At 69.1% G+C, this 15,878-nt stretch carries 12 protein-coding genes, 1 tRNA gene and 1 CRISPR repeat array; of the genes, 3 read left to right on the forward strand and 10 right to left on the reverse strand.

Annotated features, from left to right (window positions below; genetic code table 11):
• Nucleotides 1–40 precede the first annotated feature (40 nt).
• From HXX10_RS08385 to HXX10_RS08420, 8 genes are all read right to left on the reverse strand, one after another.
• Nucleotides 41–835 (reverse strand): TatD family hydrolase, encoded by a 795-nt coding sequence (locus HXX10_RS08385; RefSeq protein ID WP_296521595.1) that lies wholly within the window; start codon nt 833–835, stop codon nt 41–43.
• 27 nt (nt 836–862) lie between these two features.
• On the reverse strand, nt 863–1,165 hold the full coding sequence (locus tag HXX10_RS08390; protein ID WP_296521597.1) for a hypothetical protein: 303 nt from the start codon (nt 1,163–1,165) through the stop codon (nt 863–865).
• 3 nt (nt 1,166–1,168) lie between these two features.
• Complete coding sequence (gene metG, locus HXX10_RS08395; RefSeq protein WP_296521599.1) at nt 1,169–2,719, reverse strand: methionine--tRNA ligase; 1,551 nt, start codon at nt 2,717–2,719, stop codon at nt 1,169–1,171.
• Between the two features lie 181 nt (nt 2,720–2,900).
• On the reverse strand, nt 2,901–3,953 hold the full coding sequence (locus HXX10_RS08400) for a DNA polymerase III subunit delta' (protein ID WP_296521600.1): 1,053 nt from the start codon (nt 3,951–3,953) through the stop codon (nt 2,901–2,903).
• Nucleotides 3,950–4,666 (reverse strand): dTMP kinase, encoded by a 717-nt coding sequence (gene tmk, locus HXX10_RS08405; RefSeq protein ID WP_296521603.1) that lies wholly within the window; start codon nt 4,664–4,666, stop codon nt 3,950–3,952. The genes HXX10_RS08400 and tmk overlap by 4 nt, the downstream gene beginning before the upstream one ends.
• 29 nt (nt 4,667–4,695) lie before the next feature.
• Nucleotides 4,696–5,931, reverse strand: coding sequence for a D-alanyl-D-alanine carboxypeptidase family protein (locus HXX10_RS08410; RefSeq protein WP_296521745.1), 1,236 nt, complete (start codon nt 5,929–5,931; stop codon nt 4,696–4,698).
• A 134-nt stretch (nt 5,932–6,065) separates the two neighbouring features.
• A complete protein-coding gene (locus HXX10_RS08415; protein WP_296521605.1) occupies nt 6,066–7,004 on the reverse strand; it encodes a septal ring lytic transglycosylase RlpA family protein in 939 nt (312 codons plus the stop codon).
• Between the two features lie 382 nt (nt 7,005–7,386).
• Nucleotides 7,387–7,560 carry a hypothetical protein gene (locus tag HXX10_RS08420; protein ID WP_296521607.1) on the reverse strand — a complete coding sequence of 58 codons (174 nt, stop codon included), beginning with the start codon at nt 7,558–7,560 and terminating at the stop codon, nt 7,387–7,389.
• Between the two features lie 352 nt (nt 7,561–7,912).
• Here HXX10_RS08420 and HXX10_RS08425 point away from each other — a divergent pair, with 352 nt between their 5' ends.
• Together HXX10_RS08425 and HXX10_RS08430 are read left to right on the forward strand one after the other, a co-directional pair.
• Entirely contained in the window at nt 7,913–8,242 is a 330-nt protein-coding gene (locus HXX10_RS08425) for a hypothetical protein (RefSeq protein WP_296521610.1), read from the forward strand.
• Between the two features lie 139 nt (nt 8,243–8,381).
• Nucleotides 8,382–8,471: transfer RNA gene (locus tag HXX10_RS08430), tRNA-Ser, on the forward strand.
• A gap of 134 nt (nt 8,472–8,605) precedes the next feature.
• Here HXX10_RS08430 and HXX10_RS08435 read toward each other — a convergent pair.
• Nucleotides 8,606–10,972 carry a hypothetical protein gene (locus tag HXX10_RS08435; protein WP_296521613.1) on the reverse strand — a complete coding sequence of 789 codons (2,367 nt, stop codon included), beginning with the start codon at nt 10,970–10,972 and terminating at the stop codon, nt 8,606–8,608.
• Nucleotides 10,973–11,034: 62 nt separating this feature from the next.
• Here HXX10_RS08435 and HXX10_RS08440 point away from each other — a divergent pair, with 62 nt between their 5' ends.
• Nucleotides 11,035–11,835 carry a hypothetical protein gene (locus HXX10_RS08440; RefSeq protein WP_296521615.1) on the forward strand — a complete coding sequence of 267 codons (801 nt, stop codon included), beginning with the start codon at nt 11,035–11,037 and terminating at the stop codon, nt 11,833–11,835.
• Between the two features lie 182 nt (nt 11,836–12,017).
• A CRISPR array of direct repeats spans nt 12,018–13,093; the repeat unit is 37 nt; unit sequence GTCTGGCGCCATGCACCGCGCACCAGCGGACTGAAAC.
• 513 nt (nt 13,094–13,606) lie between these two features.
• Here the strand turns inward: HXX10_RS08440 and HXX10_RS08445 are convergent.
• A complete protein-coding gene (locus HXX10_RS08445; RefSeq protein WP_296521617.1) occupies nt 13,607–15,874 on the reverse strand; it encodes a TIGR03986 family CRISPR-associated RAMP protein in 2,268 nt (755 codons plus the stop codon).
• Nucleotides 15,875–15,878 lie beyond the last annotated feature (4 nt).

Here is a 15,878-nt window from a genome sequence, read left to right on the forward strand (position 1 = left end):
TCCGCGGCGCCCCGGAATGACGGAAGGGGAACCATGAGCATCATGCCGCCACCTCGGCGGGTCGTGGCGTCTTCGAAAACAGGCGGAAGAAGTTTTCCGTCGTCTGCGCCGCGAAAGCGTCGAGCGAGACGCCGCGGGTCTCGGCCAGCACTCTTGCCGTCTCGACCACATAGGCGGGCTCGTTGCGCTTGCCGCGCATTTTTCCGGGCGCGAGATACGGCGAGTCGGTCTCCACCAGAATGCGGTCGGCGGGAATCTCCGCCGCGAGGGCGCGCAGCACGTCGGATTTCTTGAACGTGACGATGCCGGTGAAGCCGATGTAGTGGCCGAGCGCGACGGCGCGCAGCGCCAGCTCACGACCGCCCGTGTAGCAGTGCAGCACCGCGGTGAAAGGCCCTTTCGCCGCCTCCTCCCCCAGCATGCGCTGCATGTCGGCGTCGGCCTCGCGCGTGTGGATCACCAGCGGCAGTCCGGTTTTCCGCGCCGCGTCGACATGGATCCGGAAGCTGGCCTCCTGGAGGTCGCGCGGGCCGTAGTCGTAAAAATAGTCGAGGCCCGCCTCGCCGATCGCCACCACCTTTGGATTTTTCGCACGAGCGAGCAGCTCGTCCAGCGTCACGTCGCGCTCCTCGGCGACGTGATGCGGATGGGTGCCGACCGAGCAGACGACGTCCTCGTAGCGCTCCGCGATCGCCAGCAGCGCGTCGAACCGACGGACGCGCGTAGAAATCGACACCATCCGCCCGACGCCGGCGGCGCGCGCCCGCGCCACCACGGCGTCGAGCTCGTCGGCGAAGTCGGGAAAGTCGAGATGGCAGTGACTGTCGACCAGCATGGCTCACGGATCGCTTTCAGTTCGGCATCATCGACCCGGCCGCCGCGCGCCCGGGAATGGTGTTCTTAAAACTACGTCGATCTTCTCGCAGGTCTCCTTTCCGAGACCGGAGTAGTACCGCGCCGCCGACAGGCAGCGCCGCACCCGGTTGTCGCGCCGGGCGAGCTTCAACAGACCGTCGAGCACGGCCGGCGACACCCGTTGCAGCGCGGAGGAAAGCTCGCTGCGGCCGATCTCCTCTTCCTCCTCGTGGCCGTCTGCCATCGCGAGGCGGGCAAGAATCGCCTCGAGTCTCGTACCGGTCGCGCCAGGAGACCGTCGCCCGGACACGCCTCACTCCGTCGTCGGCTCGATCCAGCGCGGAAACACCGGGCTCGGGGCCGGGAGCTGGCTGCCGGGCGCTATCCGCTCGTGCCCGCCGAGATGCGAGAAGTCGCGCGCGTCGACCGGCACGGCCAGGGTGTCGAGGAGCTTTGCGGACGCCGTCGGCATCACCGGCTGGGCCAGGATAGCGACCTGCCTCAAAACCTCGGCGGTGACGTAGAGCACGGTACCCTGGCGGGCCGGATCGGTCTTGGCCAGCGCCCACGGCGCCTCGCCGGCGAAATAGCGGTTGGCGTCGGCCACCACGGCCCACACGGCGTTGAGCATCTGGTGGATCTGCTGGGTCGCCATCGCCTCGCGCGCCTTTTCGACGAGGGCGTCGGCTGCGGAGAGAATCGTATTGTCGTTGTCGGTGAAATCCCCGGGCGTCGGCAGCACGCCGCCAAACGCCTTGGCCAGCATCGAGAGCGAGCGTTGCGCCAGATTGCCGAGGTCGTTGGCGAGGTCGGCATTGATGCGCGCGACGATCGCCTCGTGGCTGTAGTTGCCGTCCTGGCCGAACGGCACCTCGCGCAGGAAGAAGTAACGCAGCGGATCGACCCCGTAGGCGTCGGCCAGCGCGAACGGGTCGATGACATTGCCGACCGACTTCGACATCTTCTCGCCGCGGTTGAACAGGAAGCCGTGGCTGAACACGCGGCGCGGCACCGCGACGCCGGCCGACATCAGGAAGGCCGGCCAGTAGACGGCGTGGAACCGCACGATGTCCTTGCCGATGACGTGGAGATCCGCCGGCCACCAGCGCCTGAACATCTCGCCTTCGGTATCCGGGAAGCCGACACCGGTGATGTAGTTGGTCAGCGCGTCGACCCACACATACATGATGTGCTTCTCGTCGCCCGGCACCGGGATGCCCCAGTCGAAGGTGGTGCGGGAGATCGACAGGTCCTGAAGACCCCCGCGCACGAAGCTCGCCACCTCGTTGAGGCGCTCCTTCGGCAGCACGAAGTCCGGCACCCGCTCGTAGAGGTCGAGGAGCTTCTGCTGGTAGGCCGAGAGGCGGAAGAACCAGCTCTCCTCCTCGACCCAATCGACCGGCGAGCCGTTCGGGCCGCGGCGCACCTTGTCGTCGCCGACCGTGGTCTCCTTCTCGGCGTAGAAGGCCTCGTCCCGCACCGAGTACCAGCCGGAATATTTCGACATATAGATGTCGCCGTTCGCCGCCATCCGCTCCCAGATCGCTTTCGAGGAAGCGTGATGGCGCGGCTCGGTGGTGCGGATGAAGTCGTCGTTCGAGCAGTTGAGCCGCGCGTCCATGGCCTGGAACAGCGCGACGTTCCGGTCGGCGAGCTCGCGCGACGTCAGCCCTTCCTTGGCGGCCGTCTGCACCATCTTTTGCCCGTGCTCGTCCGTGCCGGTGAGGAAATGCACGTCGTAGCCGTCGAGCCGCATGAAGCGCGCGATCGCATCGGTGGCGATCACCTCGTAGGCATGGCCGATATGAGGCGCGCCGTTCGGATAGGCGATCGCGGTGGTGACGTAGAAGCGCTTGGAGGCCATGGTCTGCAGCTCGCAATCAACAGTGCGCCTTAGCCCCGGCCCATCTCGGCCTCATGGTGAGGAGCCGCTCGGAACGAGCGCGTCTCGAACCATGGGGCCGTCCCATCCTTCGAGACGCCCGCTTCGCGGGCTCCTCAGGATGAGGACGGACAGAGACTTAGATCGGCTCACAGGTGAGGTATCAACCCCGTGCCGCCTCGGCAAGCCAGCCGAACACCGCGAACACCAGCGCCCGCTTGTCGAGATTGAGCGTGAGGGTGTCGCGGGCGGCCGTGTCGAGGCGCCCCCATGCCTCGGCATAGGGGGCGAGCCGGCCCACCGCCTGCGGCTCGCGCCGCAGCTCGCGCGACAGCCAGTCCCGAACCGTCTCGACGAAGATCTCGACCAGCTCGCGGTCGGCCCGCTCCAGCACGTCGCCGAGCGCATGCAGGCCGCGCGGGTCCGGGCTCGGCACCTGGGCGAGCAGCGCCGTCACCTTTTCGCGCAACGCCAGCAGGGGACCGCCCGACAGCGCGATCGCCCGGGCGACGCAGCCGTCGGCGGCGGCGGCCGCCGCGGCGAGGCCGGGGTCGTCCGGCGCCCGGCCGAGCGCCGTCGCGGCGGCGGCGATCACGTCCGCAACGGACAACGGACGCAGCGTCAGCATGCGGCAGCGCGACCTGATGGTCGGCAGCAACCGGCCCGGCGAATGGCTCACCAGGAGCAGCAGCGCGCGCCGCGGCGGCTCCTCCAGTATCTTCAGCAAGGCATTGGCGCCTTCGGGATATTTCAGCTCCTCGGCGGCGTCGACGAGGCACACGCGCCAGCCCCCGCCCGTGGCGGTGGCGCCGAAGAACCCGACCGTCTCGCGCACCTGGTCGACCGTGATGACGGTGCGCAGCGTCTCGGTCTTTTCGCCCGGCGTCCGCTCGAGCGCCAGAAGTGCCCCCTCGGTCGAAGCCGTGACGCGCCGCGCCACCGGATGGTCCGCCGGCAGCGCCAGCGAGGTCGCCGCCTGGACGGCGGGCGCGGCCGGGTCCGGATGGGCCAGCACGAAGCGGGTGAACCGATAGGCCAGCGTCGCCTTGCCGATGCCGGCCGGGCCGCCGATCAGCCAGGCATGCGGCACCCGCCCCGACTTGTAGGCGCCGAGTAGTGTCGCCTCGGCGGCGACGTGGCCGACGAGGTCGAGCGTCTCGCGGGGATGCGGAACCGTGACGCCCTCGTCGCGGGCGGCACGCGGAGCCCGGCTCACGGGACGGCCACGACGTCGCGGGCGGGCTCGGACGCACCGGCCGGAGCCGGTGGCGCTGCGGGCGGCTCGGTTTCCACCTGGGCGGCGCCCAGGCGGGCGCAGACCACGGTCCACACCTCGTCGGAGATGCGGTGCGGCGGCGGCTCGGCCTCGATGACGACGCAACGTTCCGGCTCGGCGGCGGCGATCACCCGGTAGGCGTCGCGCAGCGCGGCGTGAAACGCGAGCTCCTCGCCCTCGAAACGGTCGGCGGCGGCGCCCTCGCGCCGCCCGGCGGCGCGGGAAAGACCGAGCTCGGCCGGCAGGTCGAGCATGATGGTGAGGTCCGGCCTGGTGTCGCCGACCGTGACGCGCTCCAGCGCCCGGATCACGGTGTCGTCGACCTTGCCGACCGCCCCCTGGTAGACGCGGGTGGAATCGGCGAAGCGGTCGCATACCACCCAGGCACCGCGCTCCAGCGCCGGCCGGATGGTTTTCTCCAGATGGTCGGCGCGGGCCGCCGCAAAGAGAATTGCCTCCGCCTCGGCCCCGAGCGGCTTGGCGGCGCCGGCGAGCAGCACATGGCGAACCATCTCGGCGCCGGGCGAGCCGCCGGGCTCGCGGGTCAGGATCACCGAGATGCCGAGCGTGCGCAGGCGGCCGGCCAGCAACGACGCCTGGGTCGACTTGCCGGACCCCTCCCCGCCCTCGAAGGTGATGAACTTGCCGCGCATCCTCGTCCCCGCATCCCTGTTGCGCGGCGCTAGATGCGCGCGAACCCGGACTTGATCCAGCCGATCACCAGCTCGGTCACCACGTCGACGGCGCGCTGCGGCAGGTTGCCGACCTCGACGGCCTCGGAGGCCTTCAGCGGCACCTCGAGCGTGACATTGTCGCCGCGCATCACCCGCACCTTGCCGATCGGCTGGCCCTCGGCCACCGGCGCCCGCACCGGGCCCGTGTAGACGATGCGGGCCGAGATGCGGTCGTTGGTGTTCTTCGGAATCAGCACCGAGACGGCGCCGTTGGCGACCAGCGGCACACTGCCCTGCGTCCCGCCGAACACCTTGGCGTCGCCGATGACCTGACCGTCGGCGAACAGCGGCCGCGCCTCGAAGCCGGAGAAGCCCCAGTCGAGCAGGCGCTTGCCTTCGTCGGCGCGGTCCTTGGCGGTCTTCAGCCCGTTGATCGCCACGATCAGCCGCAGCCCGTTCTGAAGGGCCGAGCCGACCAGGCCGTAGCCGCCCTCGGCAGTGAAGCCGGTCTTCATGCCGTCGGCGCCGATGTTGAGCGGCAGCAGCGGGTTGCGGTTGAGCTGGCGGATCTTGTTCCAGGTGAACTCGCGCTCGCCGTAGATCGGATAGAACTCCGGATAGGTCTTGTTGATGTGCTGGGCGAGCTTGGCCAGCTCCCGCATGGTCACCAGATTGGCCGGGTCAGGCAGGCCGGTGGCGTTGCCGAAGGTCGACCGCGTCAGGCCGAGCTCGCGGGCCCGCTTGGTCATCGCCTGGGCGAAGCTGCGCTCATTGCCGGCGATGCCTTCCGCGAGCGCGATGGCGGCGTCGTTGCCCGACTGGATGATGAGCCCGCGCAGCAGGTCCTCGACCCGGGTCTTGCTGTGGATCGGCGCGAACATGCTGGAGGTGTGCGAGGGCGCGCCGCCGCGCCGCCAGGCGTCCTCGCTGACCATGAGCTCCTGGTCGAGCGTCAGCCGGCCGGCCTTGATCTCGTTGAACACGACCTCGGCCGTCATCAGCTTGGCGAGGCTGGACGGCGGGCTCGGCACGTCGGCGGCCTTCTCGTACAGGACCGTGCCGGTCTCGGCGTCGATCAGGATCGCGTAGGGCGCGGCGGTCTGGAACCCGTCGTCCTTCTTCGCACCGGAGACCGAATTGTTGGCGGCTCCCGCAGCGGCGACCAAAGCCAGCACGAGGGCGAAGGCGCCGAACAGACCGCCGCCCCGAACGCCCAACCGGGCCGCCCACAGGCGGCGAAGCAATCGAATCATGGCCGTCGAGTCCCACCAGAGTTGGCCGGAACAATGGCGCGGCCGGCCCGCCGGGACAATGCCGCAGCCGGGCTCGCCAGAGAAAATCCTTGCGAAACTAATGGTTGTGCCGTGACGCTCGCAGCCTAGTAGAGGCCGCGGCCGGTCATCACGGCCGGCAGGGGCTCGCGCCCGGCCTTCGATTCGGCCGCCGCATAGGCCGATGCCGGGGGCTTCGCGCCGCGCTCACGCCCCGACGCCACCACGGGCGCCGCTTCGGCCGGCATGCGGTCGCGCTGCGAGGTGCGCCCCGAGGGCCGCGACGGGGCCGGCGCAGACGGCTGCTCGTCGAGCCCGAGGCCGAAGGGCCGCTCGGGCGGCATCGGCACGCCGCTGCGGGGCGGCAGGGCGGCGGGGCGCAAATCGGGCAAGAAGGGCCGGGTCGCCGCGACCATCACGAGCGAGGGCGGCGGCGCCGGCTGGCCATGGCGCAGCGTCGCCATCAGCAGCCCGTCGTCGGAGCCTTCGAGCGGGGCGCGGCCGACATACTCGACCCGCACCCGCGCCGTGCCGTTGCCCTGGAAACCGAGCATGTCGGCGGCCTTGACCGAGACGTCGACCAGCCGACCTTGGTGGAACGGGCCGCGGTCGTTGACCCGCAGCACGATCGAGCGGTTGTTGCCGAGATTGGTCACCCGGATGTAGCTCGGCATCGGCAAGGTCGGGTGCGCCGCCGACATGCTGTGCATGTCGAACACCTCGCCATTGGCGGTGAGCCGGCCGTGGAAGTCGGGGCCGTACCAGGAGGCGAGACCCTCGGCCCGGTAGTTGACGTCCTCCTCGGGGACATACATGCGGCCGCCCACCATGTAGGGCTTGCCGAGCCGGTAGCCACCGCCGCCTTTCGGCACCGGATCACCGGGCTCGACGACGCGCGGGCTCGCGGCGACGCCGTAACGCGGATCGATCTGTGGAAACAGCTTGCCGCCGGAACCCGAGCATTGCGCCAGCAGCGCGCACGCCACCGCGGTCGCGCCGACGCGCGCCAGTGGCCCCAACCGTCCCCGCATCTCCCCCCGGATCATCCGACGAGGATCCCCCCTCCCTTGCCGTGGACGCCGAACGCGCGCCCCGTTCCCCCTGAACGAGACGCTCGACCATCCACGGACGAACCGCCGCGGCTCTCTCGGGAGTCGCAATCGGTTCGGGCCTCACGATACGCGACCGCACCACGGCGCGGAACCGAAACACTTTGGCAAGGTAAATGAGCCGGAAAGAAGACACCTGGGCGCCGGCGAAGCCTGCACCGGCGGACCGCCCTCGGCCGGCGCGACGGCCCTGCAGACGACGGACGCCGAAGCCGGCGAGCGTCGCGTGCGTGCCTGCCGAAGGGCGTCACGACAAAGGCGCGTCACCGGAGCGGCGACGCGCCTTTGCGAAGGTTCTGTCGACGAAGCGGCGTGCGACTCAAGCCAGCTTGTCGACCACCTGCCCGGTTCCCGGCGCGGTGGCGGCCTGGACCGGCTGCGCCTGCACGGCGCCCCGGTCGTCGCTGTCGCCGTCGCGGTCCGGGCCCGGCGCTTCGGCACGTTCCGGCGCGGTCGGCATGACGGGGGCCGAACTGATGGCGGATACGCTCATGACAACTCCCTGACGGCGGCCCCACGGCCGCGGCGGTGGTGCGGGCTGGTGCAGCCCGAAACGCACGGCAGGCGCCCGAGCCCACCACGCATACGCGTGAACCCGCACCATGGGGGACCATTCGTTCGCATTCCATTACCGCGATACGAGTCACGCCCCAGTTGCGCGCGATATCGCCACGGGATCCGCCCCGACATTGGTGCCGTGGCGCCTGCCATGGCGTCGGCCGGGTCGCCGACCGGCGCTGCGCCGCGGCTACGCAGTGGAACGGGTGCCGGCTTTCGTCGCACAATCGGAAGTATCCGTTAACCGACGTGTGGCTAGGCTTCGTCGAAACCACGAGACAGCCCGCATGCGATCGTCACGCCGCCTCGGACGCCTGCTCCGCGCCCATGTCCGGATCGTCTCCGGTCTCGCCGCCGGCGCCGTGCTGGCGGTGGCGATCGGAATCGCATGGCTGCCGTCGCCGGGCTCCCCGGTCCGCTCGAGCATCGGCCCCGAGGGTACGATCCGGCTGGCGCCCGATCCCCACAAGCAGTGCCAGCGGCTCGGCTTCGACAACCGCAACGGCGAGTTCCGCGACCGCGGCGTTTCGGCGTGCGAGCCGGCCGACGCCGACACCACGGCGGTCGACCGGATGCAGGCCGTGCGCGCCTGGTTCAACCGCGGCGCTGCCCGGTAGCGCGCCATCGGCCGATCGTCGACACGGATCACCGCACGAAGTCGCCGCCCTGCCCCTCGACGGGCCGAATGCGCCGCACCCGTCCTGCGGGGCTTCCGGGGCGCCGCGACCTCTGCTAGGCGAGTGATCCGGCACGATCGGACGGGTGGCCGAGTGGTTGAAGGCAGCGGTCTTGAAAACCGCCAGAGGCGCAAGTCTCTCGTGGGTTCGAATCCCACCCCGTCCGCCACTTAATCAACATAAGACACTGTTTTAGTGCGATATTTTGAAGTGAGATTATTTCCGATCCCCCAATTCGTCCCCCAATCGAGCGGGATCCGTGATCGGTTGAACGAGAGCCGGTTGGACCCGAAACACGTCGAGCTATCGGCTCGGCTCGTGCGGAGCCTCGGTGGCTTGCTCCGCGGATCCGGTCTTCGGGGCGCATAGAGGCGCGTTCAGTGCAAATGCGAGCGCAAGCACGCAGCACACGACGGCGACCGAACGGGCGATCTGTCGAAGCGACGCCATCGCCACGCCATTGCCGATGCTGCGCCTGGCGGAGCGCGGCACCGGCCCGAGACGCGGGAAGAAATTGAGCGCAGCTCCGCACAGGCAAACGATTGCGAACGTCCAGGCGAGTTGCCCCGAGACGGACACCATCGTTTCCGATCCGCACAGCTTTGCGGTCGGTAGAGCCCCTTGGACCGATTTCATCGCGAGGACGGCATTCAGCCATTCCTTGTCGCCGAACGCGAAGTTCATGCCGAGCAGCGCAGCGGGTACGACGACCAGGAGACCCAGGCCGGCAAGCAACGAAAGCCGCTCGGCCGAGCGGGCGGTGCGCTCCTGTTCCTGGTCCCGCAGGAAACCGCGCGACGTCTCGATCTCGTTGAGGACCTCGGCAAACCACTTGTCGAGCGACAGAAGCTCGCGGAGCTTCGCGTAGATTTCGCTCGGCTGCACCTGGTTCGAGACGCCCGTGAACCAGTAGCGGTGCACGAACGCCTGGAACTCCCGCTCGATGCAGTGCAGGTTGACCCGCAGATCCTGCCGCGCCTGGTCGTCGGTATCGTCTGCCGTCTTCGCATACTGTTCCATCGCCTCCGACACCCAGTTCGAGAAGGCGAGCAGCGCGGCGGCTTGGAACTGGGCGACCAGCATCATCTGAAAATAGTGTCGCCGCATGTGCATCTCGACGAGGTCTACGAAATCGCCCTCGCTGACGATGCACGCCATGTTGTAGCCGCACAGGACATAGCGGGTTCCCCAGGAGCTGAACCGATCATAGGCGTGGAGCGCGTCGAAGTTCTCGAGGAAGCCGTGTCCGTAAGGATGCTCGTCGCCCGCCTTGTCACAGAAGCACAGGCGTGCCCAGGCGCCATCCGAGAGACGGGCGATGTTCGGCACCGACAGGAAGGTGGTTGTCGCCATGCGCTCGTCGGCGACGAAGCGCCACTGCGACAGATCCGATTTTGGAACCACCCCCGATTCGGTCTGTGAGGTTCCGCGCAGCAGCAGGGCCTTCGGCAGCAGGGCTTCCCACCAAGGCAGCAATCGCGGGACGCCGTGCGAAAAGCCGGCCTCGAAGGCGTTCATGACCGTCTCGCGAGACGGCACGATGTGGGGCTCTCCTGCTCCGGCCTTGTCGTGCCAGGTGACCTCGGCCGGCACACCGTCGGCCCACACCAGGAGATCGAGCGATTGCGGTGCACCGACGGCTGCCTCGACCCAGTAGGGGATGTAGAGGCGCCGGAAGCATTCGATCAGATCGAGAAGGTCGGCGACCGTGGCCTGCTCCGGCACGCCGCCGCTCGGATTGGCCGGCGTTCGCCGGACGACGGACGGAACCACGCCCTTGCCTGCCTCCCGCGGCAGCGACACCGTCACGGCGAGCACGGCGATACCGGCCTCGAAGAGATGCAGGTTGATGGTGTCCACCGCGAGCGTGATCACGCGCGACGATCGTCGCCCCATCGCGCTCACCGGGGGAGCTTTCGGCGTCGAGGCGCGCCATGTCGCTTGTGCCTCGGTGCGCTCGTCGCCGTCGAACCCCTCGACCGACCCGAGCGCGACACTGACCCGAGCGATGCCGCAACGCTGGAAGACCCGCTGGGCCGGCGAAGCCCCACGATGTTCCGATCGGGCACCGTCGCCGTAAAGGAATCGCTGGACGAACCGATGAAAGAAGATCGTCTCCTGATAGCGCTCGGCGAGAAGGTCGTCGTCGGGCCGGGCGTGCGCATCCGGCGTCTCGGCGGAGCGTCCCACCGATGCCGGCGCCGCGGCGCGTTCGCAATGGGTGAGCGCATCGATCTCGCGCCACGTCTCCTTGTCGGAGCGCGTCAGCGCGGCAGCCATACCGTCGACCAGCGTCCCGGCAGGCGTGTCGAATCCGCTGCCCGTCTCGCCCCGCGCCAGTGCCAGGGGAAAAAGCAGCGTATGGCGGAACCGCAGCGCCGTGATCGCCTTCACGCTGTCGTGGTCGTTCTGCTTGAACCCGCCCTTCGCCGCCTTCGCAGCCATCACCATCTCCTCCGGCTCGCGCATCTGCGGCGTCATGCTACCGTCCCGGGCAACACGACAAAACGCTGAATCGTGGCTGCCGCACTGGATCCGCATCATTCTTACGGCTAAGTCGATCTTTCCGATCCGACAGCATTCGGCGCTCCCGAGCTCGCCCCCAAAGGGGCGACGAGGATGCCGCGCCCTCCGGAGACACGCGTTTGACCAAGCCTTTGCCGCCGGCATCTGTTTGCGCGGGACCAGACCCGGAAAACCTCCGCTTTTTCCTCGGCGGTCATGACCTCGAGATGATCACGATCGCCGACTTGGTGCGCGACACCCTCGGTCCCGATGCGGTCGTCGATCGTCGGCTCGGCTGGGGCGCCTGCAGCGCGGCCTATGCGGACGAGATCGCCGCCACGCTCGCGGCCAGCCGGGTGCCGGTGCTGGTAGAGCTCAGGGCCGACCCGGTCCTCGCCGCCACCGCGATCGTCGTCGATCACCACGGGCCGGACGTCGGCACCCCTTCGTCGCTCGCCCAGGTCTTCGCCTTGCTGCGCCGGCCTGCCACGCGGTGGACGCGCCGGCTCGCTCTCGTCGATGCCAACGATGTCGGCCACGTCCCCGGACTAAAAGCCCTCGGCGCGAGCCGGGACGAGTTGGCGGCGATTCGCCTCGCCGACCGCCGGGCCCAGGGCATCACGGCCGCCCAGGAGATCGCCGGCCGTCGGGCCTTGCGCAATGCGCGCCGGCACCTCGGCGGCCGCGTGCTGACGGTGCGGCTGCCGCATCGACGCAGCGCCACCGTGACCGACCCGGTGGCACTCGACAGGCGCTGGGCCGACGTCGAGAACCTGCTGGTCCTGATGCCGGGCGAGGTCGGCTTCTTCGGTTCCGGCGCCGGCGTGGTCGCGCTCGACCGCGCCTTTCCGGGCGGCTGGACCGGCGGCGCGCTGCCGCGGCGGGGATTTTGGGGGCGGACCGCCCGGACGCACCGGCTCGACCCGGCGCTGCTCGCCGTCCTCGACCGCACCCTGCCGTGCAGGCGCCGACTGTCCGGGTCGACACGCCGGGCTAAAGCTGTCGACACTTTCCATCGAGACAGATAGGGCGACGACGGCAAACGTCGACAGGGGCTCGACCCCAATGCGTGAACAACTGCACGAGTCGACAGATTTCAGGCAGTTTCCACTGATACGTCGATTTCAGCCGATTCTGTCTGGCAATTGGCCGAGGTCGGTGGAAACTGGCCTTGGAAATCCGGCGTTGACAGGTGGCTGCAGACCCCTCAGTCTGGCGCCATGCACCGCGCACCAGCGGACTGAAACCACGCCAGGAACGCCGCCGGGTCCTTGTTGTCGTCTGGCGCCATGCACCGCGCACCAGCGGACTGAAACACGCCGTCACTTTCCCCGTCGGCGCGGGAGTCGTCTGGCGCCATGCACCGCGCACCAGCGGACTGAAACTCGCGGAATTCGCGGCCTGTCATTCTGATGCGTCTGGCGCCATGCACCGCGCACCAGCGGACTGAAACCTGGCCGGGGTATTGCCCGCAGGCGAGAGCCGTCTGGCGCCATGCACCGCGCACCAGCGGACTGAAACCTCGTCGGAGAGGCTCGTGGTGCGAGACGCGAGGTCTGGCGCCATGCACCGCGCACCAGCGGACTGAAACCTCGCGATGCCGAGCTCCCGGCGCTTCGCAGCGTCTGGCGCCATGCACCGCGCACCAGCGGACTGAAACGCCGCCGCGAGTGCTTCCGACATTCCGTTCGGTCTGGCGCCATGCACCGCGCACCAGCGGACTGAAACGCAGTCACCTGCTCTTTCCAAATAGAGAGCATGTCTGGCGCCATGCACCGCGCACCAGCGGACTGAAACATAGTCGATCTTGGCGGCGACTTGCGGGAGGTGTCTGGCGCCATGCACCGCGCACCAGCGGACTGAAACATAGCCCCCGACGCGAGGACGGTGAAGAGCGTCTGGCGCCATGCACCGCGCACCAGCGGACTGAAACTTCTTCACAGGGCGGGCTTCAAGGATTTCATTTCCGGTCTGGCGCCATGCACCGCGCACCAGCGGACTGAAACCTGGCGGATCTTCTTCTGGCCGGACGTCCGAGTCTGGCGCCATGCACCGCGCACCAGCGGACTGAAACGCGTTCGCCTCGGCCGAGTCGTTGCGATCGGGTCTGGCGCCATGCACCGCGCACCAGCGGACTGAAATCACCTTCGTGATCAGTTCGGATCGGTCCATGTCACGCGTCTGGCGGCATGCACCGCGCACCAGCGGACTGAAACGCGCTCAGCTCGCGCACCTTCGTGATCAGTTCAGTCTGACCGCACGCACCGCGAGCCAGCAGGCTGACCCCGGAGCCGGCCGGCGAGCTGGTCCCCGAGCACGTTCTATGGCGTGCCGGAAATGCCGCGCGCGAAAAGGCGCCCCCTCGAAACTCGGACGCAATCGCGGTCGCATGTCAGGATCTGGAGTGCGCGCCGGCGGTCACGGGCCTTCGCGGGACGCGCCGGTTCGGGGCGGGCGCGGCCCGGCTCGCCTCATACCGGTCTTCACCAACTCCGGCTCGTCAATCGCCGGCTCGACCCGCTAATCCATCGCTTGAAAAGCGCTTCTTTCGAAGCTCGATGGATTGCCGGGCTTGTCCCCATAGGCGCTGAGAAAAGGCCGGTGTACGGCCTCTCGATCGTCGTCGTCCGCGCAGGCGGATGATCCAGTATCCCCTGGCGTCGGTTGTTTCACACGAACTCTGCGGCGTACTGGGTGCTCCGCCTTCGCGGAGCACGACGAAGGAGAGGCTTCGCCAGCTATCTTAGCGCCTATGGGGTCAGGCCCGGCAATGACCATGGAGGTCGATGACGACTGGTATCACTCCTCCGGCGCGTCCGGATAGGGCGGCAGGTGGACCGGCGGGTCCCCGTCTTGCGCGGCCTGCCGGGCCGCCGCCTTGACGGCCGCGTAGCCTTCGAGCGACGCGGTCCGGTCGAGCACCGGCGGCTTGCGCCCGGCGAGCGCTGTTGCCCGCGGCATCATCGGCGGCGTGAACGGATGGCGCGGATAGACCAGCCGGTCGTCGAGGCCGGCGCCGACCCGCGGATCGGCGATCGCCAGCAACTGGCGGACCATCGGTACGTCGTCGAACGTGCCGCCCGCGGCGCCCGGGTTCTTGGCGAAATAGGCGCCCGTCACGTGCGTCTTGAACCCCGCCACGCAGGCGGGCGCGTCGGCGGGCGCTCCGCCGTCGTTGCGCTCGACCGTCAGGCCGGTGACCTGCGCGACGCAGCGCCCGTAGCCTTGCGCCTTGCCGCGGCCGATCAGATGCCGCTGCGATGAACGGCGCCCGTCGCGGCCGTCCTCGGCGCCCCAGGTCAGCGCCCACAGCAGCGCGCCGAGCTCGGCCGGGCGCAGATTGTGGAACCGGATCTCGCCCGTGAACACCTTCGGGCGCGCCGGCCCGCTCGGCAGGAACGCCATCCTGGTCTCGATCGCCGTGGTCACGTTCGGATCGGCGGCGCGCTGCTCCCACTTCTGGTCGGCGCGGTCGTCCCACGGAAACGCGACGGGATCGCCCGCCCGCACCGGATAACGCTTCCAGCCGGCGAGCCGGGCATCGGCGTTGGAGTAGTCGAAGGGCGGATAGCCGGCATTCGTGCGCGGCGGCCCCGAGGGCCGCAGATAGTAGGGCCAGAACGACGCCCGCGGACTCATCGTGGTGCCGATCTCGACCCGGTAGTCCTGCGGCTTCGGGACATGGTCGAGTGCCGCCTCGCCGACGAGCACGCGCCCCTTGAGTGCGCCGGAGAAATGCTTGCCGGACGGCTCGAGCTTTTCCGACGGCACCTGGCCGAACAGGGCGCCGGCGAAGTCGAGCGGCCCCTCTTCGCCGTGGCCGTCCCGCTTCAGCATGTCGTCCATGCCGTAGCGGTGCGGCACCTTCAGGAAGCGCGACAGGCCGAGATAGAGCTCCTCCGACGGTTTCGACTGACGCCGGTGGCTCGCCGCGGCGCGGCCCTGGAGCAGCCCGAGAATCCGCTCGAGCTCGCGGTTGCGCGCCGCGTGATTGTATTTGTCGAGGCCCGCCTCGCGATGCGCCTTGCCGTCGCGGTCGCGTCCGGTGCGGGTCGGGATCGTGTGCACGACGAACACCGGAATGCCCGGCATCGGCGTGCCGTCGGTGGCGGCCGGGAGGCGCTTCTCCTGGTAGCTCTTGCACCAGAAATCCCAGGCGCCCTCCTCGCGGTCGCCGCCCGGCGTGGTCGCATGGATCTTGATGAAGCGCCGCACGAGGTCGGCCGGCAGCGGGATCGTGGCGACGACCTCGTCGCCGAACACGGTCGCATAGCGCTTCGGCTTGGCGGAGGTCCGGTTCGGATCCACGCCCGTGAAGACGATCCAGCCCGGCTTGCCACTCGACGCCGGAACGGCCTTGCGGGGCTCCTCGAACCGCTTGGGGTCGGGCTTGGCGACGGTCGTGTAGGCGATCCGCGCGCCCGGTGCCGTGCGGACGGCGTCGTACTTCTTCTTGACGGTCAGTCCCTCGAAATCGACGAGGTCGGGCCTGCCCAGCGTCGATCGCAGGATGTCCGTGGTCTCGATCTGCCACGCCTCCGCGGCGATCCGCAGCGACCAGCCCTCGTAGGTCCGCTCGGAAAAGCTCCCCTTCGGATCGGTTCGCACCAGCCAGCCGAACGACATCGCCCGGCCGGCGTCGAGCGAGGAGTTTGCCCGCCAGTAATCGTCCGACGAGTTCCGCACGGCGAAATGGGCGTCACGGTCGACGATGTCCATGCGCGAGCCGGTGGCGATCTCGATCACGTTGCGCAGCGCACCGCGAATGGTGGCGCCCGGAATGATCGGGCGGCCCTGCGCATCGGTGGCGAAATGCGACGGATTCTTCTTGTCCCCGTCCGCCTCGTCGACGCCGCCGACCAGCACCGGCGTCTCGAACGTCCACGCCACCGTGAGACGGCCGCACAGGCCGTCCGGCTCGGGCCGGCCGTGGCTCGGCGCGCCGTCGCCGAAGCACGAGGGCAGCGGCTCCACCAGCGGCACGAAGGTGTAGGGCGACACCAGCTCGACGGTGCCCCGATCGAACCGCCGCCGCGCCTGCCGAAACTCCGTCCGCCGATCCGGCATACGC

The organism is Rhodoplanes sp. (assembly GCF_013377085.1).
In the GTDB taxonomy this organism is placed as follows: Bacteria; Pseudomonadota; Alphaproteobacteria; order Rhizobiales; family Xanthobacteraceae; genus Rhodoplanes.